The sequence below is a fragment of the Tateyamaria armeniaca genome (assembly GCF_045797845.1).
GTDB classification, from domain to species: domain Bacteria; phylum Pseudomonadota; class Alphaproteobacteria; order Rhodobacterales; family Rhodobacteraceae; genus Tateyamaria; species Tateyamaria armeniaca.
The window spans coordinates 1,049,267-1,071,453 of sequence record NZ_JBHDIY010000002.1 but is presented as its reverse complement, the minus strand read 5'-3'; the positions used below and the strand labels follow the sequence as shown (position 1 = coordinate 1,071,453).

At 59.4% G+C, this 22,187-nt stretch carries 20 protein-coding genes and 4 pseudogenes; 8 read left to right on the top strand and 16 right to left on the bottom strand.

The features are described 5' to 3' along the window. The first annotated feature begins 56 nt into the window (after positions 1-56). The 8 genes and pseudogenes from cysQ (at position 57) to ACERZ8_RS05290 (ending at position 9,340) form a co-directional block, all read left to right on the top strand. Positions 57-854 carry a 3'(2'),5'-bisphosphate nucleotidase CysQ gene (gene cysQ, locus ACERZ8_RS05325; protein WP_407591103.1) on the top strand — a complete coding sequence of 266 codons (798 nt, stop codon included), beginning with the start codon at positions 57-59 and terminating at the stop codon, positions 852-854. Beyond that, the gene (locus ACERZ8_RS05320; RefSeq protein WP_407591102.1) at positions 854-1,654 is read left to right on the top strand and encodes a 3-deoxy-manno-octulosonate cytidylyltransferase; all 801 of its coding nucleotides are present in this window, start codon (positions 854-856) and stop codon (positions 1,652-1,654) included. The genes cysQ and ACERZ8_RS05320 overlap by 1 nt, the downstream gene beginning before the upstream one ends. Next, on the top strand, positions 1,651-2,880 hold the full coding sequence (locus tag ACERZ8_RS05315) for a glycosyltransferase family 2 protein (RefSeq protein ID WP_407591101.1): 1,230 nt from the start codon (positions 1,651-1,653) through the stop codon (positions 2,878-2,880). The genes ACERZ8_RS05320 and ACERZ8_RS05315 overlap by 4 nt, the downstream gene beginning before the upstream one ends. Before the next feature lie 126 nt (positions 2,881-3,006). Continuing rightward, the gene (galU, locus tag ACERZ8_RS05310) at positions 3,007-3,900 is read left to right on the top strand and encodes a UTP--glucose-1-phosphate uridylyltransferase GalU (protein WP_407591099.1); all 894 of its coding nucleotides are present in this window, start codon (positions 3,007-3,009) and stop codon (positions 3,898-3,900) included. A 139-nt stretch (positions 3,901-4,039) separates the two neighbouring features. Further along, positions 4,040-5,155 (top strand): glycosyltransferase family 4 protein, encoded by a 1,116-nt coding sequence (locus tag ACERZ8_RS05305; protein ID WP_407591098.1) that lies wholly within the window; start codon positions 4,040-4,042, stop codon positions 5,153-5,155. A 47-nt stretch (positions 5,156-5,202) separates the two neighbouring features. Beyond that, a complete protein-coding gene (locus ACERZ8_RS05300; RefSeq protein WP_407591097.1) occupies positions 5,203-6,213 on the top strand; it encodes a glycosyltransferase family 2 protein in 1,011 nt (336 codons plus the stop codon). After that, a pseudogene (locus ACERZ8_RS05295) lies at positions 6,210-7,906 on the top strand (DUF5927 domain-containing protein). The gene ACERZ8_RS05300 and the pseudogene ACERZ8_RS05295 overlap by 4 nt, the downstream one beginning before the upstream one ends. 6 nt (positions 7,907-7,912) lie before the next feature. Continuing rightward, on the top strand, positions 7,913-9,340 hold the full coding sequence (locus tag ACERZ8_RS05290) for a sulfotransferase family 2 domain-containing protein (RefSeq protein WP_407591096.1): 1,428 nt from the start codon (positions 7,913-7,915) through the stop codon (positions 9,338-9,340). Positions 9,341-9,359: 19 nt separating this feature from the next. On the opposite strand, the gene ACERZ8_RS05285 is transcribed toward ACERZ8_RS05290, so the two are convergent. From ACERZ8_RS05285 to pcaF, 16 genes and pseudogenes are all read right to left on the bottom strand, one after another. Then, positions 9,360-9,824: a PTS sugar transporter subunit IIA gene (locus tag ACERZ8_RS05285; RefSeq protein WP_407594169.1), complete on the bottom strand. Its 465-nt coding sequence runs from the start codon at positions 9,822-9,824 to the stop codon at positions 9,360-9,362. Between the two features lie 39 nt (positions 9,825-9,863). Next, positions 9,864-10,428: pseudogene (hpf, locus tag ACERZ8_RS05280) on the bottom strand (ribosome hibernation-promoting factor, HPF/YfiA family). Between the two features lie 232 nt (positions 10,429-10,660). After that, the gene (lptB, locus tag ACERZ8_RS05275; protein ID WP_407591094.1) at positions 10,661-11,419 is read right to left on the bottom strand and encodes an LPS export ABC transporter ATP-binding protein; all 759 of its coding nucleotides are present in this window, start codon (positions 11,417-11,419) and stop codon (positions 10,661-10,663) included. Beyond that, complete coding sequence (locus ACERZ8_RS05270) at positions 11,419-11,871, bottom strand: LptA/OstA family protein (RefSeq protein WP_407591092.1); 453 nt, start codon at positions 11,869-11,871, stop codon at positions 11,419-11,421. The genes lptB and ACERZ8_RS05270 overlap by 1 nt, the downstream gene beginning before the upstream one ends. Before the next feature lie 43 nt (positions 11,872-11,914). Continuing rightward, on the bottom strand, positions 11,915-12,511 hold the full coding sequence (gene lptC / locus ACERZ8_RS05265) for an LPS export ABC transporter periplasmic protein LptC (RefSeq protein WP_407591090.1): 597 nt from the start codon (positions 12,509-12,511) through the stop codon (positions 11,915-11,917). Positions 12,512-12,521: 10 nt separating this feature from the next. Continuing rightward, a complete protein-coding gene (locus ACERZ8_RS05260) occupies positions 12,522-13,505 on the bottom strand; it encodes a KpsF/GutQ family sugar-phosphate isomerase (RefSeq protein WP_407591089.1) in 984 nt (327 codons plus the stop codon). Continuing rightward, positions 13,502-14,116: a ribonuclease D gene (locus ACERZ8_RS05255; RefSeq protein WP_407591087.1), complete on the bottom strand. Its 615-nt coding sequence runs from the start codon at positions 14,114-14,116 to the stop codon at positions 13,502-13,504. The genes ACERZ8_RS05260 and ACERZ8_RS05255 overlap by 4 nt, the downstream gene beginning before the upstream one ends. 42 nt (positions 14,117-14,158) lie before the next feature. Further along, positions 14,159-14,845 carry a PaaX family transcriptional regulator C-terminal domain-containing protein gene (locus ACERZ8_RS05250; RefSeq protein WP_407594167.1) on the bottom strand — a complete coding sequence of 229 codons (687 nt, stop codon included), beginning with the start codon at positions 14,843-14,845 and terminating at the stop codon, positions 14,159-14,161. A 67-nt stretch (positions 14,846-14,912) separates the two neighbouring features. Continuing rightward, a pseudogene (gene paaZ, locus ACERZ8_RS05245) lies at positions 14,913-16,924 on the bottom strand (phenylacetic acid degradation bifunctional protein PaaZ). 9 nt (positions 16,925-16,933) lie between these two features. Next, positions 16,934-17,997, bottom strand: a pseudogene (locus tag ACERZ8_RS05240) (2Fe-2S iron-sulfur cluster-binding protein). Next, positions 17,994-18,461: a 1,2-phenylacetyl-CoA epoxidase subunit PaaD gene (paaD, locus tag ACERZ8_RS05235; protein WP_407591086.1), complete on the bottom strand. Its 468-nt coding sequence runs from the start codon at positions 18,459-18,461 to the stop codon at positions 17,994-17,996. The pseudogene ACERZ8_RS05240 and the gene paaD overlap by 4 nt, the downstream one beginning before the upstream one ends. After that, positions 18,455-19,177, bottom strand: coding sequence for a 1,2-phenylacetyl-CoA epoxidase subunit PaaC (paaC, locus tag ACERZ8_RS05230; RefSeq protein ID WP_407591084.1), 723 nt, complete (start codon positions 19,175-19,177; stop codon positions 18,455-18,457). The genes paaD and paaC overlap by 7 nt, the downstream gene beginning before the upstream one ends. Next, positions 19,174-19,458 (bottom strand): 1,2-phenylacetyl-CoA epoxidase subunit PaaB, encoded by a 285-nt coding sequence (gene paaB, locus ACERZ8_RS05225; protein WP_407591083.1) that lies wholly within the window; start codon positions 19,456-19,458, stop codon positions 19,174-19,176. Before paaB ends, paaC begins: the two co-directional genes overlap by 4 nt. Before the next feature lie 5 nt (positions 19,459-19,463). After that, positions 19,464-19,928, bottom strand: coding sequence for a DUF3291 domain-containing protein (locus tag ACERZ8_RS05220; protein ID WP_407591082.1), 465 nt, complete (start codon positions 19,926-19,928; stop codon positions 19,464-19,466). Next, positions 19,925-20,902, bottom strand: a complete 978-nt coding sequence (paaA, locus tag ACERZ8_RS05215) for a 1,2-phenylacetyl-CoA epoxidase subunit PaaA (RefSeq protein WP_407591081.1) — start codon at positions 20,900-20,902, stop codon at positions 19,925-19,927. The genes ACERZ8_RS05220 and paaA overlap by 4 nt, the downstream gene beginning before the upstream one ends. Position 20,903: 1 nt before the next feature. Next, on the bottom strand, positions 20,904-22,106 hold the full coding sequence (gene pcaF, locus ACERZ8_RS05210) for a 3-oxoadipyl-CoA thiolase (RefSeq protein WP_407591079.1): 1,203 nt from the start codon (positions 22,104-22,106) through the stop codon (positions 20,904-20,906). Positions 22,107-22,187: the final 81 nt, after the last annotated feature.

The window sequence follows — 22,187 nt, the reverse complement described above, 5'->3', positions numbered from 1 at the left end:
CAGCATAAGGGCCGCGCAACGGTTTTTCAACAAATGCCCGGCCAAGGAGCGCTTTTATGAATTATGACGTGTTGATCCCCGTGATCCGAAAGCTCGCGCTGGAAGCCGGTGACAAGATCATGGAGATTTACGGGCAGGACGACTTTGACGTGAAATCCAAGTCTGATGACAGCCCGGTCACCGCAGCGGACGAGGCGGCGGACGCCTTGATCTCGGCAGGACTGCGGTCCGCGTTTCCGGATGTCATGCTGGTCACCGAAGAACAGGCAGCGACCCATAGGACCTCGGGCGATACGTTCCTGATTGTTGATCCGCTGGATGGCACCAAGGAATTCGTGCACCGCCGGGGTGATTTCACAGTCAACATCGCCTTGGTCGAGGGCGGTGTGCCGACCCGTGGGGTGGTCTATGCCCCGGCCAAGGGTCGTATGTTCTTTACCCAGGCCGATGGGCAATCGGTTGAGGAAACAGGCGCGCTCGACACAGACACGATGGGTGACTTGACCCCGATACGCGTGGCCGACAGCGACAACGCGGCCTTGCTGGTTGTCGCCTCGAAATCGCACCGCGATCAGGCCACGGATGATTACATCAACAAATACAGCGTGAAGGACATGAAAAGTGCCGGATCGTCCCTGAAATTCTGTCTGATCGCGACTGGCGAGGCGGATTTGTATCCCCGCGTGGGGCGGACGATGGAGTGGGACACGGCCGCTGGCCATGCTGTCCTGTCAGGTGCGGGTGGCAAGGTGGTGCGTTTCGATGATCACACGCCGTTGGTCTATGGCAAGGATGGCTATGCCAACCCGTTCTTTATCGCCTATGCCCCGTCCGTCGAATTGAAGCCCGCCTGATGTCTGTCCTGCTTGTCATCCCCGCCCGCTACGCATCAAGCCGCTATCCCGGCAAACCCCTTGTTCCGCTGAAAGGTGCAACCGGCGTTGAACAGAGCCTGATCGAACGCAGTTGGCGTGCGGCGATGGAGGTGTCTGGGATTGATCGCGTGGTGGTTGCGACGGACGATGACCGTATCAAGGTGGCCTCAGAGGCGTTTGGTGCAGAAGTCGTGATGACATCCGAGTTGTGCGGCAACGGCACGGAGCGCTGCGCCGAGGCCCATGCGGCGCTGGGCGGTGGTTTTAACATCGTGGTGAACCTGCAGGGCGACGCGCCGTTGACACCGGCGTGGTTCATCGAAGGCCTTGTCGAGGGTCTGCGCGCCGCGCCCGAGGCCGAGATTGCAACGCCCGTGCTGCGCTGTGACGGTGCGACGCTCAACGGATTTCTTGAGGACCGCAAGGCGGGTCGCGTCGGTGGCACAACGGCAGTGTTCGGGGCACAGAATCAGGGCCTCTATTTCTCCAAAGAGGTCATTCCCTATACCAACAAGACATATGCCGATGAGGCCGACACGCCTGTCTTCCACCATGTCGGGGTCTATGCCTATCGCCCGGGCGCATTGGCTGCGTATCCCGGTTGGCCGGTAGGACCGCTGGAACAGCTTGAAGGGCTGGAACAGTTGCGTTTTCTGGAAAACGGACGTCAGGTTCTGTGCGTCGAGGTTGAGGCGCGCGGGCGCCAGTTCTGGGAGCTGAACAACCCCGCCGATGTCCCACGGATCGAGGCAATGATGGCGCAGATGGGTCTGGAATGACCCAACTTCCGGTCAGTGTTGTGGTTGTCAGCCGCGACCGGCCGGATGCGCTGATGCGCTGTCTGACGGGCCTTGCCCAGGTACAGTTCGCACCGTTCGAAGTTGTCGTTGTGGCGGACGAGGATGGTCGCACAGCCGTTTCTGAATTGCCCTTTGTCGATCAGTTGAAGGTGGTTCCATTTGAGCACCCCAACATTTCGGAGGCGCGCAATCTGGGCATCAGTCATGCCGCCGGGGATATCATCGCCTTCATCGATGATGATGCCGTTCCGGAACCCGGTTGGCTGACCCACCTGATCACGCCTTTCCAGCAATCCCATGTTGCGGCAACGGGTGGGTTTGTGCGGGGGCGCAACGGGATTTCGTTTCAGTGGATGGGGCGCAGTGTGGATGAAACCGGCGCGACCGAACCGCTGGAACTGGACCCCGAACGCGCCACTGTTCTGACCCCCAAAGGGCACCGGGCGACAAAGACGGAAGGCACCAACATGGCGGTGCGGCGCGACGTGCTGATCGCGCTCGAAGGGTTTGATCCCGGCTTTGCGTTTTTTCTGGATGAAACCGATTTGAACGTGCGCCTTGCGCGGGCCGGACATGCAACGGCGATTGTGCCCATGGCCGAGGTGCACCATGGATTTGCCGCCAGCACGCGCCGTCGCGCGGATCGTGTGCCGCGCGATCTGTTCGACATCGGGGCAAGCTGGGCGGTGTTTCAACGCAAGCATATGGATGAGGCGGACACGGCCGCGCACTGGCGCGACATCCGCAACGGCCAACGGATGCGCTGCCTTGAACATATGGTCGCTGGCCGGTTGCTGCCGGGTGACGTGCTGCGTCTGCTCAAGCGGCTGGATGAAGGATACAAGGCCGGTATTGAGCGTCCGCGCGGTGGCGCGCAGGTGTCGCGCAGCCCGGTTGCGCCTTTCAAGCCGGGATTTCGGGGTCTGCGTCCGGCGATTGTCCTGTCGGGTCGCATCTGGCAGGCGAAACGACTGCGCGAGGAAGCGGCCAAACGTGCTGCCGGGGGGGAGAATGTGACCCTCATTCTCTTGTCACCCACCGCCTTTTTTCACCGCATCCGCTTTCATCCGGATGGATATTGGGAACATCGTGGCGGTCTTTTCGGGCGATCAGATCGCAGCGATCCGTTGTTTGCATTCTGGTCATTTTCCGGGCGTATTGCCCGCGAGCGGCGACGTATCGCCGGTCAACGCCTTGTCGACTGACAAAATAGGCGCGTCTTTGCGAAAATTCCCCGTAGGCAGCGCGAATTCAGGAATTGGACATTTTCCAGTCGTATTCTATGAGTAGATAGGGCCAGAACACGGGCAATTAAAATTTTTGAGGTTTGTATGCGTAAGAAGGTAACGAAAGCGATTTTTCCGGTCGCCGGGCTGGGGACGCGATTTCTTCCTGCTACAAAGTCGGTTCCGAAAGAGATCATGACTTTGGTGGATCGCCCGCTGATCCAATACGCAATTGACGAGGCGCGGGCCGCTGGCATCAAGGAATTCATATTTGTGACCTCGCGCGGCAAGGGCGCGCTTGAGGACTACTTTGATCACGCCCCTACGCTTGAGCAGGAATTGCGGAAAAAGGGCAAGGATCAGCTTCTTGAGATCCTCAAGGACACCAACATGGACAGCGGCGCGATTGCCTATATCCGCCAGCACAAGGCGCTGGGCCTTGGCCATGCCGTGTGGTGTGCGCGTCGTCTGATCGGCAACGAACCGTTCGCTGTGATCTTGCCGGACGATGTCATCGCTGCTGAAAAGCCCTGCCTGCAGCAAATGGTCGAAGCCTATGCCGAAACCGGCGGCAATATGGTCGCCGCGATGGAGGTTCCGCCGGAAAAAGCGTCTTCTTACGGTGTGCTGGACGTAGAGGCCGAAGACGGTCAGATCGTTCAGGTCAAAGGGATGGTCGAAAAGCCCCCTGCTGGCGAGGCGCCGTCGAACCTTGCCGTGATCGGGCGCTATATTCTGTCGCCTGAGGTTCTGCGCTCGCTCAACAAGATGAAATCCGGTGCGGGTGGCGAAATTCAACTGACAGACGCCATTGCGCAAGCCATTGGCAGCAATGAAGGCGTGTATGGCTACCGCTTCCGTGGCCAGCGTTTTGATTGTGGATCGAAGTCCGGTTTCCTTCAGGCCACTGTGTCTTTCGGCCTTGCGCGTGAGGAATTGCGCCATGATCTGTTGGGATACATCCGCGATGTTGTTCAGATGGATCAGGCGGCCGAATAAAGGCGGGTGCCTTTGTCGCGCATTTCTGATGTCACTTCTGCTATGCATGCGGTGCAGACTGTCGACGTGAAAAGGCATCGGACTGACCCACACCACGCATAAACCGCCAGCCGCGCGCCTTTTGGACATCACCCGCCTGATGCGCCGATCGGGCAAAGTGCTGACTGGCGTGGACCGGGTTGAATTGGCGTACCTCACGGCGTTGCTGCAGGATGCAGTCCCGGTCTTTGGTCTGATCAGGTCAAAAATCGGGTACATTTTGTTGGATCAGGCGGGGCTTGCCGAACTGCGCCCTTACTTCTCCGCCCCCAATGCCAGTGCCGACACGCATCACCGAGACACTTGGCGTTGCGCGCGCAGGTGTTCCATCGGGCGTGTGCCCCCTGTGCTGCTCAAGCCGATGCTGGGGCGCAAAATGCCTGCCGGTTTTGCCTATCTCAACGTCGGGCACTCGAATCTGACGGAACGTGTTTTGCGAACCATGCGGGCCCTAGACGCCCGGATCACGGTACTGATCCACGATGTGATCCCGCTGGATTTTCCCGAGTTTCAGCGCGCAGGAACGGTGCAGCCTTTTGCGCAGATGATTGCGCGGGTTGGCGCATATGCCGATCTGATGATCTATAATTCCCAGGATACCAAGATGCGAACAGAAGCGCATTTGCCTGTGCCACCCCAAGCTATTGTTTCGCATTTGGGAACAGACGTCGCGGCACCAGCACCCGATGACATCCCGGCTGGATTGCCCATTAAGGCACCATTTTTCGTTTCGATTGGCACAATTGAGCCACGCAAGAACCATGCTTTCCTGCTCGATATCTGGGCCGAAATGGGGCCGGATGCCCCCGGTCTGATCCTTGCAGGTGGGCGTGGGTGGAACAATGAAGCGGTGTTTGCGCGGCTTGATGCGCTGCAATCAGATGGCCCTGTGCGGGAAGTTGCGGGGCTGAGTGATGGTGCGCTGGCCGCCCTTGTCGAGCGATCTGCCGGTGTTCTGTTCCCGACCCATGCCGAAGGCTTTGGTTTGCCCGCGACCGAGGCAGCTGCGCGCGGCGTACCCGTAATTGTTAACGATCTTCCAGTTATGCGAGAAATCCTTGGCGATATTCCCATTTACGCAAGCGTTTCAGATCGTTATCTATGGATCAATAAGATAAAAGAGTTGGCCAGCAGAGGGCCAGACGCGTCGAAGCAGCAGCCGTTTGTCCCGCCGAAATGGGACGCACATTTCAAGACTGTGTTAAGGTTGACCTGATACGTGCGTCGGTGTCGCACTTGGCGGCGGGTAGAGGACGGTTCTGATTGGGCGCTTGGCAGTCATATCGGCTGAGGCTTCAGCGCAAGCGGTGGCGCATTCGTGCGTTCCGTAAGCGTCGGGAACTCAAACGTGTCGTCAGCCGCACGGACCAGATCAGGCCCGGTGATTTGCTTGCCTTTTCGACACTGCGCAACGAGGCGGTGCGCCTTCCGTTTTTCCTGAATTACTACCGCGACATGGGGATCAATCAATTCCTGATCGTGGACAATGGCAGCACGGATGGCTCGCTCGATTACCTCGCGTCGCAGCCAGATGTGTCCGTATGGTCGACCGAGGCCAGCTATAAACGCGCGCGCTTTGGGGTCGATTGGCTGAACTGGCTGCAATCGAAATATGGGCATGGTCACTGGAATCTGGTCGTCGATCCGGACGAATTTCTGGTTTATCCGTTTTGCGACACACGACCATTGCGGGCGCTGACGGACTGGCTGGATGCCTCATCGATCAAATCATTCTCCGCGATGCTCTTGGACATGTACCCCAAGGGCCGGTTGGACGAACAACCCTACGAGGTGGGGCAAAATCCGTTGGATACCGCAAGCTGGTTTGACAGTGGAAACTATACGATCTCGCGCAACAAGAAGTTCGGCAATCTGTGGATTCAGGGTGGGCCGCGTGCGCGTGTGTTCTTTCCGGATCGCCCGGCCAAGGCACCGGCTCTCAACAAGATACCTTTGGTCAAATGGGAACGCCGATACGCTTATGTCAGCTCGACCCACATGCTTTTGCCGCGTGGACTCAATCAGGTCTACGATGAATGGGGCGGTGAAAAGGCGTCTGGTGCGCTTCTGCACGCGAAATTCCTAGACACGTTCAACACCAAGGCTGCCGAGGAGCTGGATCGCAAACAACACTACGCTGCCTCTGTCGAATACAAAGCCTATGCAAACATGATGGATGAAAATCCTGACATGTGGTGCAAGTGGTCTGAAAAATACATCAATTGGCGACAGCTTGAAATTCTGGGCCTCATGTCGAAAGGCAACTGGGCATGAGTGTCGGGATTGTCATGCTTGTCCACACCGCGCTCGACAGGGCCGAACAGGCCGCGCGGCACTGGGCGATGGGGGGTGCCCGGTGGTGATCCATGTGGATGCCTTTGTGCCCCGCAAAACCTACAATGCCTTTGTGAATGCGCTGTCGGATGTGCCGTCGATCCTGTTTTCCAAACGCTATCGCTGCGAATGGGGCAGTTGGGGTATCGTGGCGGCCAGTCAGGCAGCGTCCGAATTGATGCTGGCCGAATTTGACGATGTACGCCACGTCTACCTTGCCTCGGGGTCTTGCCTGCCCCTGCGCCCGGTCGAAGAGTTGAGCGAATACCTGTCCGACCGCCCCCGCACCGATTTCATTGAAAGTGCGACAACGGCTGATGTGCCCTGGACGGTCGGTGGCCTTGATCAGGAACGGTTCACATTGCGCTTTCCATTTTCGTGGAAAAGGCAGCGGTTCCTGTTCGACAAATACGTTGAGTTGCAAAGGCGGCTCAAATTCAAGCGCAAGGTGCCGAAGGGCCTTGTTCCACATATGGGCAGTCAGTGGTGGTGCCTGACGCGGCAAACACTGTCCGCAATTTTGCAAGGCGCGGACAGGCGGGAATATGATGCCTATTTCCGCCACGTGTGGATTCCGGACGAAAGCTATTACCAGACCCTCGCGCGGCAGTTTTCGACCAATATCGAAAGTCGCTCACTGACTCTGTCCAAGTTCGACTTTCAGGGCAAACCGCACATCTTTTACGATGACCATTTGCAGCTTTTGCGCCGGTCTGACTGTTTCGTGGCGCGCAAGATCTGGCCGCATGCAGATCGCCTTTACGACGCCTTCCTGACTGACCCTGCGGGCGCGATGAAACGCACAGAACCCAATCCGGGCAAGATCGACCGCATCTTTGCCAAGGCGGTCGAGCGGCGGACGCGCGGGCGGCCGGGCCTTTACATGCAAAGCCGCTTTCCCAATGAGGATTGGGAAAATGGCGTGACGGCCGCGCCCTATTCGGTCTTTCAGGGCTTTACCGAGATTTTTGAGAATTTCGAACCATGGTTATCCAAGGCAACAGGTGCCCGCGTGCACGGTCATCTGTTTCACCCGGATGCCGTTGAGTATGCGGAGGGGCAGACCACCCTGAATGGCGCGCTCAGCGATAGTGCCGCTGCGCGCGATTACAACGCCAATGCGTTTCTGACCAACCTGATCTGGAACACGCGCGGGGAACGGCAGTGTTTTCAGTTTGGGCCCGCGGACAACCAGAAAGTCACATGGCGCATCGCCAAGGATCCGAACGCGCAGGTCTCGGTGATTTCGGGGGCATGGGCGGTGCCGCTTTTCCGCTCCAACATGAACTTTATCGACATTCGGAAAGAAGCGGCACGCCTGCAAAAGGTGGAAAGCGATCACCTGAATACACTCCGCGCACCGTTTGCCAAGGCGCGCATTCGCATCTGGACGATGGCCGAATTCATCGAGGCCCCGATGGAGCCTTTGCAGGGGATTCTGGACGAAATTGGCCAGACCCAGGCCCGCCGCCTTGCCGAAGTGCCGCAGATGGTAGACCTGACAGGTTTTGGCCAGTTTCTTCAGAACCTCAAGAACCAGGGCATGCACCCGTATCTGATGGGCGACTTTCCGGTGGCGCTGGGCCCGAAACCTGCGCAAGATCGCCCGAGGAAACCCTATCTGGTGCGGTAATTCGGCATGGCACAATTTGACTATTTCGTGGTGTTTGCCGAAATGCGCACCGGTTCGAATTTCCTTGAGGCCAACCTGAACGCGTTTGATGACCTCGCCTGTCATGGAGAGGCGTTCAACCCGCATTTCATCGGATATCCGAACCGCGACTCGATCCTCGACGTCACTCAGGCCGCCCGCGATGAGCAACCCAAACGCCTGCTGCGCGCGATCAAACAGACGCCCGAGCTGAGCGGGTTCCGCTATTTCCACGATCACGACCCGCGCGTTTTCGACAAGGTTATGGACGATCCCAGATGTGCCAAGATCATTCTGACCCGCAACCCGGTCGACAGCTATGTATCCTGGAAGATTGCGCAAAGCACTGGCCAGTGGAAATTGACGGATGCCAAGGCGCGCAAAAGCGGTAAGGCGCAGTTTGATGCGGATGAGTTTTCTGCTCACCTCGCAGCGCTTCAGGCATTTCAGGTCACGCTGCTCAACCGATTGCAGGTGTCCGGCCAGACGGCGTTTTATGTGGCTTATGAAGATTTGCAGTCGCTGGACGTGATGAACGGTCTGGCCGCGTGGCTGGGTGTGGAGTCGCGGTTGGAAGGGCTGGACAAGAACCTGAAGGTGCAAAACCCCAGCGCGCTGTCTGACAAGGTTGCCAATTACGGCCAGATGGCCGCTGCGCTGGCAGAGGTCGATCAGTTCAACCTGACACGAACGCCGAATTTTGAGCCCCGGCGCGGTGCGGCTGCACCCACATATGTCGCCAGCACCTCTGCGCCGTTGATCTATCTGCCTGTGCGTGGCGGCGGGAATGATCCTGTGCTGGCGTGGCTCAAGGCGATTGATCGCGTGGCAGGTGCCAAACCAGCCTCAAAGCTGTCACAGAACGAATTGCGCGAATGGATGCGGTCTCATCCCGGCCATCGCAGCTTTACCGTTTTGCGCCACCCGCTGTCCCGTGCCCACGCCGTGTTTTGCCACCGTATCCTGAACACAGGTCAGGGCGGGTATGGTGGTATTCGCACGACGCTGACCAATCGTTACAAGATGTCCTTGCCCGATGATCCAACCGATGCAGGCTTTGGCAAGGCCGAGCATCGAGCAGCCTTTGCCCAGTTTGTTGAATTCCTGAAGCCGAACCTTGCAGGTCAAACAGCGATCCGGGTTGATCCGGATTGGGCGAGTCAATCCAAGATCATCGAAGGATTTGCGGAGTTTTTGTTGCCCGACAGGTTGATCCGTCATGAAACGCTTGCTAAAGATCTCGCGCCACTAGCCAATTCAGTTGGGTTAAAGGACGTACCGCCCTTGCCCGAGGCCGCTACGCAACAACCGGTGGCGCTGGCTGACATCTATGATGCAGAGATCGAAAAGCTGGCCCGCGCAGCCTATGGCCGCGATTATCTGCTGTTCGGATCTGGGGACTGGACGCCAGAGTGACCCGGCAAAACCGGTCTGATCAGGCTGCTTTCGCCGGTTTGGCTTCGTTTAGGATGGCATACAGGGTGGACGCATCCGGGTTGGCGCGCAATTTTGTGCAAACACTGGTATCCCGCAGCGTCCGTGACACCAGCGCCAGTGCTTTGAGATGTTCGACACCGGCCTCTTCGGGGGCGAACAGTCCAAAAGCGATATCGACGGGCTGACGATCCACGGCGTCGAAATCGACAGGTTTGTCCAGCAACACGAACACGCCCATCACGTGATCAATCCCGTCAAGGCGGGCGTGGGGCAGTGCCACACCGTGGCCCACGCCTGTGGGGCCCAACGCCTCGCGTGCAATCAGCGCCTCGGTCACAAGGCCCGCATGAACGCCATGCGCGGACTGTACGAGATCACCGATTTCCTGCAACAGACGCTTTTTGGAGGTGACAGACATCACGACCTTTACCGCCTCCGGTTTCAGCAGATTTCCAAATGCCATCTTGTTCGCACCGTCAGTGCCCATGTCGACACCGATCCTTTAGGGGTCGATCCAGCCGATGTTCCCGTCATCCCGACGATACACGACATTCAGACCTTTTTTGCCTTCGTTCCGGAACACCAACACAGGTGCGCCCGCCAATTCCATTTGCATGACCGCCTCGCCCACGGACAAAGATGGGATGTTGGTTTCCATCTCGGCCACGATGATCGGCTGCAAGCTTTCGGGTTCCGCATCGTCCGATCCCGAGGTCAGAGGCGAGGATATACGAGGACGCGCCAGAGAGTTCAACAGGGTGCGCGCGCTCCTTGTGGTGATCCTTGAGACGGCGTTTGTAGCGCCTCAACTGCTTCTCCATTTTTTCGGAACAAGCGTCAAAAGCAGCATAGATTTCAGTAGCATGGGCCTTTGCTTGTGCTGTCAGGCCGGTCGACAGGTGCACGGTTGCTTCGCAGACAAACTCATGCGCTGACTTGGAAAACACGACTTGGGCGTTTGTCGGACGCTCGGCGTATTTCTCGACAACGGTGCCCAGATCATTGCGCACGTGGGTTTGCAGGGCGTCGCCGATATCGATCTGTTTGCCACTGATTTGATACTGCATAGTCTCTCCTTTACTTGGGCTCCGCACAGACAACACGGACGGGTTGCGGGTGCAACCAGAGGGTGAAAGTCAGTTAAACGGAATAGGCTGTGTGCTGTTATGGCACCCCATGCACCCTGACAGTGCAAAACGGCGTTCGTGAGTCATGGACAGCGTCAAAGCCATGTATCCATTGCACGCCACAAACACCCGTCCTGTCAATCAAAACTGGAAGGCCCGCACAGGTCGCCGCCTATTGAATGCGAAAGTTTTCGCCCAGATACACCCGCCGCACATTCTCGTTTTGTACAACATCTTGGGGGGTGCCCGACATCAACACCTGTCCATCGTGCAGGATGTAAGCGCGGTCCACAATTTCGAGCGTTTCGCGCACGTTATGGTCCGTAATCAGAACACCGATGCCCCGTTTCTTGAGGTCGGCGACCAGATTTCGGATATCCCCGACCGAGATCGGGTCAACCCCGGCAAAGGGTTCATCCAGCAGCAAGTATTTCGGGTTTGCCGCGAGTGATCGCGCAATCTCGACCCGCCGCCGTTCCCCGCCGGACAATGCCAGTGCAGGTGCACGGCGCATGTGTTCGATGGAAAATTCGCTCAGCAACTCTTCGAGTCGCTCGCGTTGTTTGTGGCGGTCGGGTTCCACAATTTCGAGGATGGCGAGGATGTTGTCCTGTACGCTGAGGCCGCGGAAAATGCTCATTTCCTGCGGCAGATACCCGATCCCCATTTGCGCGCGGCGGTACATCGGCAAGGCCGTGACATCCGCGCCGTCCAGCAAGACGGTACCGCCTTCGGGCACGACAAGGCCCGCGACAGCGTAAAAGGTGGTCGTTTTGCCGGATCCGTTTGGCCCCAGCAATGCCACGACTTCACCCCGCTGCAATTCCATCGAAAAATCGCGGATCACCAGCTTTTTCTTATAGGACTTGCGCAGGTGCGAAATTTTGAGGCCTGATGTGCCCTCGGCCAATGTAAGCTTGGGTTTGGCCATCAGTTGTCGCCGGTCTGAAGGATCGTTTTGACGCGGCCCTGCATCCGTGCGGTGCCACCATCCAGATCGACGGTCATCCGATCCGCGCTGAGCGCGCTGCGACCCTGTGCCATCAGCACGTCGCCGGACATGACAATCACGCCGCTGTCGATGTCATAATCGGCACGTTGAGATTCGGCGGCATCCGGCCCAGAGACCAGCGTGACGCCGCCGGTTGCTTCGAGGCGTTCGATCCCCGCGCTGTCTTCACGGTAGATCACGACGACACGTGCCGCGGACAAACGCATATCACCCTGACCAATCACCACATTCCCGGTAAAGATCGCCTCGCCCGTGGCCTGATCGACGTTCAATTCGTCAGCGGTTACTTCGACCGGGGCGCTGGTGTCTTGCTGGATTGTGCCAAAGGCAACCTGGGTGCCCTGCGCGGCCAATGGAGTTGAAAGGCCCAACAGACAAATGCAGGCAAGGGAACGAAGGAATCTCACGAATTAATCACTCTTCTCTTATTTCCGGGGTGTATATCAGCTTCACCCCGTTTGTGAAAATCAAATGGGCGTTTGAATCCACCCCATTCCGTTGCAATCGCATCTGACCTGCATCGAGCGTTCCCAAGGGCCCCGTGCCCTGCACCGGTCCCGGAGATTCCAGCGCAAGCGTGTCAAATTCGGCAATCATTTCCTCGCTGCTGAGATCAAAGCCGGACGAGGTGGTGATCACCACATTTCCCTGCAAGGTCGAGGTGTTCCCGCGCAGATCGAACTGCCCCTGATCAGAGATCAGATTGATGCGCGTGCCCGAAGCAAGGTCGATCTGGGCGGAAAAATCCGTTGCTTCGTTGTTCAATTCGTTGCGCGTGGCCATCGTGCTGGCCGACACCGACACCTGATCGCCGGCATCGGTTGTCCCGGAAAAGAAGGGTGCGGTGATTTGCTGTTCGCGCAGGCGGTCATCAATTTCAGTCTCTGCAAAGGGCAAAGTCGTCATTGGATCGATGTTGCGCGACAGCAGGAACAGCGTCGACAGCAACAAGAGCGCCATCAGAGGCAGCAGCACCTTGAGCCATGCCACCAGTCTTGAATAGCCATCCATGCCACGTTCCCTAGCCCAGTCCGACCCGCAGGCAGTCATGAATGTGGATCAGGCCCAATGGCGCGTCTGTCTTGTCCGGGTCGGTCACGAAAAGGCACGTCACCGAACGTCCGCCATCCTGTCCATTCATGATCCCCACGGCCTCTTGTGCCAGAATGCCGGGGTCGATTGTTCTGGGTGATGTGGTCATCACGTCCTGCGCCTTCAAGTGCAGGAGCTTGTCGCTCATGTGTCGACGCAGATCGCCGTCTGTGATGATACCGGCAAGCGTGCCGTCGGCGTCCGTGACCCCGACAACGCCAAACCCTTTTTGGCTGATTTCGATCAACGCGTCCTGCATAGGCGTTTCAACCCCAACCAACGGCATCGCGTCGCCCGTGTGCATCAGGTCGTGCACCCGCGTCAGCAATGCGCCCAGCTTGCCACCGGGGTGGAAGTCGCGAAAATGTTCCGCCGTAAAGGCCCGGTGCCGCATCAGCGCCACAGCAAGGGCATCGCCCATCGCAAGTGTCATGGTCGTGGAAGATGTCGGCACGATCCCGGTGCCGCAGGCTTCGCCCAGATCGGGCAGGCGCAAAACAACGTCGCATTGGCTGCCAAGGGCGCTCCCCGGTGCTTTGGTGATGCCGACCAGCGGAATGTCGAACCGTCGCGCGTAGGCGATCATGTTCGCCAGTTCCGGCGCTTCGCCCGAGTTGGAAATCGCAAGGATCACGTCGTCGCGCGTGACCATGCCAAGATCGCCGTGGCTTGCCTCGGCCGGATGCACAAACTGTGCCGGCGTGCCGGTGCTGGCGAGGGTTGCGGCGATCTTGTTGGCGATATGCCCTGATTTTCCGATACCCGTGACGATCACGCGCCCCTTGGCCGCCAGCAGCAGGTCGATACCGGCGCGAAAGCTGTCATCGAGGCTGTCGGCAAGGGTGACAAGCGCCTCTGCTTCGATGCGGATAACGCTGCGGGCGGTGTCTATAAAGGGTGTCTCGCCGGTCATGCGTGCGCGAAAATGTCTGTTTCGGGCCAACCGGCAAGGTCGAGATTTGCGCGCATCGGCAGGAAATCGAAACAAGCCTGCGCGATCTCCATCCGTCCTTCCCGTTCCAGCCGTTCGTTCAACACGTCGCGCAAACGATGCAGGTACAGCACATCCGAAGCGGCGTATTCGATCTGCGCCTTGCTGAGCGTTTCCGCCCCCCAGTCACTGGATTGCTGCTGTTTTGAGATGTCCACATCGAGCAGTTCCTGCAGCAAGTTCTTGAGCCCGTGCCGATCCGTATAGGTGCGCACAAGGCGGCTTGCGATCTTGGTACAATAGACCGGCGCCGTGACAGCCCCAAAGGCGTTTTGCATCGCAGCAATGTCGAACCGGCCAAAGTGAAACAGCTTGAGGACGTTCGGATCGGTGAGCAGCGCGCACAGATTGGGCGCTTCTGTCTGACCCTGCCGGATCTGAACAACATGCGCGTCGCCGTCACCCCCGGACAGTTGCACGACACACAGCCGGTCGCGGTGCGGGTGCAGGCCCATGGTTTCACAGTCGATCGCCACGATCGGTCCCAGATCAAGGTCGTCCGGCAGGTCAGAGATATGCAGATGGTTTGTCATGGGCACGCTATAACCGTTGCGCCGCTGATGGGAAAGCGCGGTTTATGTCGCTTTGAGCTGTTCGCGGCTGGGCCGCGGGTATCGATCCAGAAGCTTGGTTACCAGGGTCCCGCAGGCGTGCCCGCGCCAGTCAGGCGAATGGGCATCACGCGGCAGCATTGGGTGTTTCAAAGCTAGGCGGCGCCACGCGTGAACGATCATCACCCGCAAAAGCGCAATGTCATGTGCGCTGAGGTGGCCGGTATCATTCATGTCGGCCTCAATTTTCTCAAGAACACTGAACAGCGCGGCATAGCTGGCCCTGAGACTGTCCGACTCCATGTCACGTGCGATCCAAGGTGGAAATTCTTGCGGTGCAAGGATCATCGCCCCATCGGGAACCGGAGTGTCTTGCGCGCAGACATAAAGGCGCGGTGCCACCTGCGCAAAATCAGTGGGGTTCAAATCTGTGCCAGGCTCCGGCATCAGCACCAGCTTCGCGCTTTGGCCTTCAGTGTCTGGCTGTCCGTAAATACGTGGACGTGCGGCGATGCTATCCTTCTGGCCCTTGGGTGTCAGGCTGTGGGCGCTGATACGTCCCTGTTTGTGCGAGGTGATCCACCCATCTGCGCGCAAGCGGTGCAAGGCCACGCGCGTGGCCTCGGGCTTGATCCCAATGCCGTGCATCAGCCTGGACAGGGTCGGGCCGTCCAAAGGACCATCAGGCGCGAGATCGCCAAAAACAGTCACTAACAAGGACCAAACACGCAAAGGCCCCAATGCACTGAGGGCCGCAATTGCCCGCTGATGCGCGTCGTCAGGCATTCATCGTCAGCAGTTCATATTCTGCCACTGCCTCGTCATTTTGGTTGGTCAGCGTGACGTGCCAGCGCACTTCGCCATAATCGTCATTGCGGGGTGTCTTTGATTTGACCGTCAGGCGCACCTTGATGCTGTCACCGGCCTCGACCGGCTTTATGAACCGCAGGAATCCAGGCCGGTATTGGCCAGAACGGGGCCGGGATCGGGTTGCACAAACAGCCCCGCCGCAAAGCTGAGCAGCAGGTACCCGTGGGCCACGCGCCCCGGAAAGAACGGGTTCGCCGCTGCCGCAGTGTCATCCATATGTGCGTAGAACGTATCGCCCGTGAAATGGGCGAACGTGTCTATGTCGTCCAGCGTGATGGTGCGTGACGGTGTGTGCAGCGTGTCGCCTATGTTGAGTTCTGCAAAAGTCCTGGTGAAGGGATGTGCCTGCTCCACCGCTTCGGTCGCGCCGGGTATCCACTGTCCGGTTATGGCAGACAGCATGTCGGGGCTACCCTGTATCGCTGTGCGCTGCATATAGTGTTTGACGGCGCGTATCCCGCCCAATTCCTCACCTCCGCCTGCGCGCCCCGGTCCGCCGTGGACCATGTGCGGCAAGGGGGCTCCATGCCCGGTCGCTTCCGCCATCGAGTCGCGGTTGTTGAAATAGAGCCGCCCGTGAAATGCAGCAGACGCGATGGTAAGCGCTCGGGCGGCTTGTGCATCATGCGTGATGACCGAAGCGACAAGCGACCCTTTCCCGCGATTGAGCAGGCGCGCCGCATGATCAAGGTCACGGTACGGCATGACAGTCGAAACAGGCCCGAACGCCTCGACATCGTGCACGGCGTGAGCTGTGTCCGGGTCTGCGCAATGAAACAGCATCGGCGGCACAAACGCGCCCGGATGGCCCGCCATCGCAAAATCCTCAACATCGCCAAATACGTGTTCAGCGTCAGTTTCAATCCGTTTGACTGCTGACAGAACGTCTGCTTTCTGCGCGTTAGAGACCAATGCGCCCATCTGCGTCGTCTCTGCACGGGGGTCGCCGAAAACGATCTCCGAGAGCTTTTGAGTAAGATGCGAGATCACGGCGTCGACTTGGGACTGGGGCGCGATGATCCGACGTATGGCGGTGCATTTCTGACCCGCCTTGGCCGTCATCTCACGCACTGTCTCTGTAATGAAGACGTCGAATTCGGCTGTGCCGGGGGTGGCATCTGGCCCAAGAACTGTCGCGTTCAAACTGTCCTGTTCCGCTGTGAACCGCACGGCGTTGCCACGCAGGTTCGGGTTGTCGCGCAGCTTGGTTGCGGTGCTCGCTGATCCGGTAAAGGCGACCACGTCCTGACAATCAAGGTGATCCAGCAGATCGCCGGTGCCGCCCGCGATCAGTTGCAGCGCACCGTCGGGCAAGATGCCACTGTCGGTAATCAGGCGCACGCATGCCTCGGTCACATAGGACGTGGCGGTGGCCGGTTTGATGATCGCAGGCATACCCGCAAGCAGGGTCGGGGCGAGTTTTTCAAGCATCCCCCAGACGGGAAAGTTGAAGGCGTTGATGTGAACGGCCACCCCGTGCAGCGGGGTGCAGATGTGCTGCCCCATGAACTGCCCCGTCCGTCCAAGCTGTTCCGGAGGTCCATCCAGATAGACTTGCCCATCCGGCATCTCGCGCCGCCCTTTCGAGGCAAAGACCAGCATCGTGCCGATCCCGCCATCCACGTCGATCAGGTGGTCGGATTGCGTGGCACCGGTGTCAAAGCTGAGGTCATAGAGCATCTGGCGATGCTCACGCAGGTGCAGCGCGAGCGCCTTGAGCATGCGCGCGCGGTCATGGAACGTCATGGCCTGAAGGGCGGGTGCGCCGACCTCGCGCGCAAAGCCGCGCATCCCCTGAACGTCCAGCGTGTCGTTGCCGGCCTGCGCGATCACCTCACCGGTGATGGCGCTTTCAATGCCGCGTACGCCAGCGCCGGGGCCAATCCATTGACCGGCGGCAAAACTGTGAACTTCGCGCATGATGGCCCCCTAGTGTTGGTCGTAGTCGACGGTGAGCGTGTCACTCAGCGGATAGCACTGGCAGGTCAGCACAAACCCTGCCTCGACTTCATAGTCTTCAAGGGCGTGGTTGCTCAGCATCTGGTATTCGCCCTCGGTCACCTTGGCCTTGCAGGTGCTGCACACCCCGGCGCGACAGGCAAAAGGTGGATCAAGACGCGCTTGGATGGCGGCCTCAAGCACCGAGGTGTCCTTGGCGAGTTCCAACTGGTGTGTGGTGCCATCAATCGTGATCTGCCCATGGGTGTCGGGCGCGTCAGCACTGGCGTCTTTCAACGCCTGTTGCGCCAGCCTGCCCTGCTGGCCTGCGCCGAACAGCTCGAATTTGATCTGGTCCTTGCGTAGTCCATGCGTCTCTAACGCGGCGGAAATGGCCAACATCATTGGCTCTGGTCCGCAGATTAGAGCGGTGTCGATGGACCTGACATCAATCCACGACTTGAACAGAGTGGCGCACTTTTCAGCGTCCACACGGCCCGAAAACAGATCGATATCCTGCCCGGTTTCCAGCACGTGGATCAACGTAAACCGGTCCATATACCGGTTTTTCAGATCTTCAAGCTCGTCGCGGAACATGATCGTGTGCACTGCGCGGTTGGCATAGATCAGGGTGAAACTGCTGGCAGGTTCGCGCGCCAGAACCGTTTTCAGGATCGACAGGATCGGCGTAATCCCCGACCCGCCCGCAAAGGCGAGGTAGGTTTTACCCTTCTCAGGCTCGATATCGACGCGGAAACTGCCCATCGGCGGCATCGCATGCAGCGTATCGCCGACACGGAGTGCGGTATTGGCAAAGGTGGAAAACGCTCCCCCTGAACGCGTTTGACGCCAACTTGCAACGTGCCGTCGTCAAGGCCTGCGCAGATTGAATAGTTGCGGCGCAACTCGGTACCGTCAAAATCTTGTTTGAACGTCAGATACTGGCCGGGGACGAACACGAATGCGCCGGGGTTCTTTGGCGCCAGGGTCAGCACAACGGCGTCCCGGATCGTGTGATGGATGTGGCTGACGGTGAGGGGTTGAAATTCGGTCATATGCATTTGAAGTAGTCAAAAGGTTCAAGGCAGTCGGTGCACCGCCATTGTGCCTTGCAGGGAGTGGAGCCAAACTGGCTGATCCGTTCGACAGATGTCGATTTGCACAACGGGCAATGCTGCGGCCCGCCTGCGGGTTGGGGCGGAGCGATCCCATAGGCCTCAAGCTTGGCGCGACCGGCATCTGACAGCCAGTCGGTGGTCCATGGTGGCGCAATCTGCCTTTTTAGAGACAGGTTTTGGATGCCATGAGCCCGCAACGCCGCCTCAATTTCGAAGTTGATGACGGAGGTGGCGGGGCAGCCGGAATAGGTCGGCGTCACTGTGACTTCGAGCGTGTCGCCCTGCCATGCGATGTCCCGGATGATGCCCAGATCGACAAGCGAAATCGCCGGGATTTCCGGGTCGGGCACGTCAGACAACCACGCCCAAACATCCGATACCGAGGCGCGTGTTTCTACCATGTCGCGTCCGGATAGCTGCGGGGCAGGACCTGCATCGTGGCCAGCATGTGCCCCAGATGTTCGGAGTGGCGTGTGCCGGTCTTACCGCCCAGATGCGCAAAGTCCGATTTCGGTCGAGTCAGGGTCGCCTCGGCCAGCGCGGCCATTACGTGGGCGTCAAACCGGGGCCGCAGAGCGGTCATATCCGTCAGGTCGTCGGCGTCCGTGGTGAACATTTCGCCCACATAGGGCCACATACGATCAAGCGCGCCCTGCATCCGGTCATGGCTTTCCTCGGTCCCGTCCCCAAGGGCGATCACCATATCCGTGGCTCGCTCGCGGTGATATGTGACCTCTTTCAGCGATTTTTGGGCGATGGCATTGATCTCGTCGTCGTCATGCGTGCTCAGCGCCGTCAGCGCCTCGAAATGCCATGCGTCGAACAGGAACTGGCGCATCATTGTCACTGCAAAATCGCGGTTGGGCTGTTCGACCAGCAGCAGGTTGCGAAAATCCCATGCGTCGCGGTGAAAGGCGAGCGTGTCTGCGCTGCGCCCGGCCCCTTCGCGTTCACCAGCCAGACCAAGCCACAACTGTGTCTGCCCAATCAGGTCGAGGGCAATGTTGGCCAGCGCGATGTCTTCTTCCAGTGCCGGGGCGTGGCCGCACCATTCCGACAAGCGCTGGCCCAGCACCAGCGCATTGTCCCCCAGTCGTATCAGGCCGTTGATGCTCACATCGCGCCTGCGTCGTCGGGAATGTCGTAAAAGCTGGGGTGGCGGTACACCTTATCATCCGCCGGATCATACAGCGCGCCCTTGTCATCGGGCGACGAGGCAGTGATTTCGGCGGCCGGCACGACCCAGATGCTGACGCCTTCCTTGCGGCGGGTGTAGACATCGCGGGCGTTCTGGATGGCGTGGGCAGCGTCTGTCGCGTGCAGACTGCCCACATGGCGATGGGACAGCCCGTGCTGCCCGCGAATGAAGACTTCCCAAAGGGGCCATTCTGTCGACATGTGCGTTACTCCGCTGCCGTGGCGCAGCGCCGCCACGCGTTTGCGTCGACTGCATCCCAGCCAAAAGCATGGTCGGTCGAACCATGGGAGCGCAGGTAATGAAGCCGATCCATCGCCTCGTGCAGATCAGGGATATGACCGTCAGCGATATGCCACATGACCACATGTGGCACCTTCATCGGGTCAAACCAATGGTCGCCCTTTTCATAGAACCGCGCATGGACCGTGTTGAACACGTAGTGACCAAGGCTGGCCACATCCGTCCAGACCGACAGGTTGGCGATCAGGTCCGGATCGCCCGGCACCGCGATATCCGTGGCATTGCCATTGCCCGCCTGCATTCGCCAGACAAAGCCGGGGCTGCGTTCGGCCAGCGCGTTGATCCGGTCGAGGTTATCCATGAACTCGGCCATGCGCGGATCATCTGTGGGATAGCGTGCATAGCCGACATTGAGTTGCGCCAGTTTCATTCTGCAGCCACCCGTGCTGTGCGTTTCTTGGCGGCGTGGGCTATGCGTGCCTCGCGCACCCATGCACCGTCGTCCCACGCCTTTTGCCGGGCCTCGATGCGTTCGGTGCTGCAGGGGCCGTTGCCTTTGAGAACGTCGAAGAACTCGGACCAGTCGGGGCCGGTGAAATCATATCCGCCCTTGTCCTCGTTCCATTTCAGGTCTTCGTCGGGGATGGTCAGGCCCAGATATTCGGCCTGCGGCACAGTCTGATCCACGAATTTCTGGCGCAGCTCGTCATTGCCGTTCATCTTGATTTTCCACTGCATGGACTGTTCGGAATGCACGCTTTCGGCGTCCGACGGGCCAAACATCATCAACGCGGGATACCAGAACCGGTTGAGCGCATCTTGCGCCATGCGTTTTTGCGCCTCGGTCCCGTTCACCATCTTCATCATGATGTCAAAGCCCTGCCGCTGGTGGAATGACTCCTCTTTGCAGATGCGCACCATCGCACGGGCATACGGGCCAAAGCTGGTGCGTTGCAGCGGCACCTGATTCATGATCGCCGCGCCGTCGACCAGCCAACCGACCGCGCCCATATCCGCCCATGTCAGGGTCGGATAGGCAAAGATGGATGAGTATTTCATCCGCCCGTCTAGCAGCATCTCGGTCATCTCGTCGCGGCTGACCCCAAGCGTTTCGGCGGCGCAATAGAGGTACAGACCATGCCCCGCCTCGTCCTGCACCTTGGCCAGCAGGATCGCCTTGCGTTCCAGCGTAGGCGCGCGGGTGATCCAGTTGCCTTCGGGCAGTTGGCCGACGATCTCGCTGTGCGCGTGCTGCCCGATCTGCCTGATCAGGGTCTTGCGATAACCCTGCGGCATCCAGTCCTTGGGCTCGATCTTGTCGCCTGCGTCGATGCGGGCCTGGAACGCGGCGAGTTTTTCGGGATCGTCTGTCGAGGCTTCGGATTTGATCATCTGTGCGTACATTTCAGACCCTTTCGAGGATAAGCGCGACCCCTTGCCCGACGCCGACGCACATGGTGCACAGCGCATATCGGGTTTGGGTGCGTTGAAGTTGATAGGCGGCGGTCATGACAAGGCGCGCGCCGGACATGCCGAGCGGATGGCCGATGGCTATGGCACCCCCTTGCGCATTCACGCGCGGGTCCTCGTCCGCCACGCCAAGGTCGCGCAGGGTGGCGAGACCCTGTGCGGCGAAGGCTTCGTTCAGTTCGATGACGTCCATCTGGTCGATGCTTAACCCTGCGCGGTCCAGCACCTTGCGGCACGCGGGGACGGGGCCGATGCCCATCACGCGGGGGGCCACGCCTGCGGCGTTCATCGCGACGATGCGCGCCATGGGGGTCAGCCCGTGTTTCTCCGCGGCGTCGGACGAGGCGATCAGCAGGGCCGCTGCGCCATCGTTCACGCCCGAAGCGTTGCCAGCGGTGACCGTCTTGTCCGGTCCGTTGATGCCGCGAAGTTTGGCCAGCATATCAGTGTCTGTGTCGGGGCGTGGGTGTTCGTCAGTGTCCACGATCACGGGGTCGCCCTTGCGCTGCGGGATCGTGACGGGGGCGATCTCATCGGCAAAGGCATTTGCGGCGTGGGCAGCGGCCCACCGTGCCTGAGACCGCGCGGCGAATGCGTCCTGATCCGCACGACTGACACCCCAGTCTTCGGCGACGTTGTCGGCGGTTTCGGGCATGGAATCGATGCCATGGGCCGCCTGCATCGCGGGGTTCACAAAGCGCCATCCGATGGTGGTGTCGTAAACCTGCGCCGCCCGACTGAACGGAGCGTTGGACTTTGGCATGACGAAAGGGGCGCGTGTCATCGATTCAATGCCGCCCGCGATGGCGATGTCCAGATCGCCGGACTTGATGCCGCGCGCTGCAATCCCGACGGCATCCATACCTGAGGCACACAGGCGATTGACGGTGATGCCGGGCACGTCCACGGGTAGGCCTGCCAGCAGGGCGGCCATGCGGGCGACGTTCCGGTTGTCCTCGCCCGCCTGATTGGCACAGCCCATGACCACGTCGTCGATGGCGGACCAATCCAGATCGGGATGGCGGGCCATCAGCGCGGCGATGGGCGCTGCTGCAAGATCGTCAGTGCGCACAGCTGAAAGAGCGCCGCCATAGCGGCCGATCGGTGTGCGCTGCGCGTCACAAATCAGTGCGTCCATTCCGTCCTCCCGTGCCTCAACATAAGGGCGCTCGCGAGTCGCGGCAAATGAAATGTTACACAATTACGTCCGGGTCGTCGA

Bases quoted from the DNA above. Each gene is read 5' to 3' on its own strand.
- cysQ (WP_407591103.1), top strand. From the start codon at position 57: ATGAATTATGACGTGTTGATCCCCGTGATCCGAAAGCTCGCGCTGGAA.
- ACERZ8_RS05320 (WP_407591102.1), top strand. From the start codon at position 854: ATGTCTGTCCTGCTTGTCATCCCCGCCCGCTACGCATCAAGCCGCTAT.
- ACERZ8_RS05315 (WP_407591101.1), top strand. From the start codon at position 1,651: ATGACCCAACTTCCGGTCAGTGTTGTGGTTGTCAGCCGCGACCGGCCG.
- galU (WP_407591099.1), top strand. From the start codon at position 3,007: ATGCGTAAGAAGGTAACGAAAGCGATTTTTCCGGTCGCCGGGCTGGGG.
- ACERZ8_RS05305 (WP_407591098.1), top strand. From the start codon at position 4,040: ATGCGCCGATCGGGCAAAGTGCTGACTGGCGTGGACCGGGTTGAATTG.
- ACERZ8_RS05290 (WP_407591096.1), top strand. From the start codon at position 7,913: ATGGCACAATTTGACTATTTCGTGGTGTTTGCCGAAATGCGCACCGGT.
- ACERZ8_RS05285 (WP_407594169.1), bottom strand. From the start codon at position 9,824: ATGGCATTTGGAAATCTGCTGAAACCGGAGGCGGTAAAGGTCGTGATG.
- lptB (WP_407591094.1), bottom strand. From the start codon at position 11,419: ATGGCCAAACCCAAGCTTACATTGGCCGAGGGCACATCAGGCCTCAAA.
- lptC (WP_407591090.1), bottom strand. From the start codon at position 12,511: ATGGATGGCTATTCAAGACTGGTGGCATGGCTCAAGGTGCTGCTGCCT.
- ACERZ8_RS05260 (WP_407591089.1), bottom strand. From the start codon at position 13,505: ATGACCGGCGAGACACCCTTTATAGACACCGCCCGCAGCGTTATCCGC.
- ACERZ8_RS05255 (WP_407591087.1), bottom strand. From the start codon at position 14,116: ATGACAAACCATCTGCATATCTCTGACCTGCCGGACGACCTTGATCTG.
- paaD (WP_407591086.1), bottom strand. From the start codon at position 18,461: ATGGTAGAAACACGCGCCTCGGTATCGGATGTTTGGGCGTGGTTGTCT.
- paaB (WP_407591083.1), bottom strand. From the start codon at position 19,458: ATGTCGACAGAATGGCCCCTTTGGGAAGTCTTCATTCGCGGGCAGCAC.
- ACERZ8_RS05220 (WP_407591082.1), bottom strand. From the start codon at position 19,928: ATGAAACTGGCGCAACTCAATGTCGGCTATGCACGCTATCCCACAGAT.
- paaA (WP_407591081.1), bottom strand. From the start codon at position 20,902: ATGTACGCACAGATGATCAAATCCGAAGCCTCGACAGACGATCCCGAA.
- pcaF (WP_407591079.1), bottom strand. From the start codon at position 22,106: ATGGACGCACTGATTTGTGACGCGCAGCGCACACCGATCGGCCGCTAT.